Raw genomic sequence first — 241 nt, 5'->3', positions numbered from 1 at the left:
GCCGCCGAACCGCACGTGCCGGAGCGGCTCGTCGCCCTCGACCGGGTGGTGCTGCTGCCGCATGTCGGATCGGGCACGCACGAGACCCGCGCCGCCATGGGGCAACTCGTCGTCGACAACCTGATCTCGTGGTTCGAGGGCCGCGGGCCGCTCACGCCGGTGGCGGAGACGCCCTGGCCGGCAGCGGGCGCCCGGGCATGAATCCGGCCCGGAACACCGTCTGCCTGCGGCTGGCCGCCGG

The 241-nt window shown here is 75.5% G+C and carries 1 pseudogene; it reads left to right on the top strand.

Going from position 1 to position 241, the window contains the following annotated elements:
* A pseudogene (locus FV223_RS29920) lies at positions 1-201 on the top strand (2-hydroxyacid dehydrogenase); the annotation flags it as partial.
* Between the last annotated feature and the right edge of the window lie 40 nt (positions 202-241).

The organism is Methylobacterium sp. WL116 (assembly GCF_008039455.1).
Lineage (GTDB): Bacteria > Pseudomonadota > Alphaproteobacteria > Rhizobiales > Beijerinckiaceae > Methylobacterium.
This window is presented reverse-complemented; position numbering and strand designations above follow the sequence as displayed.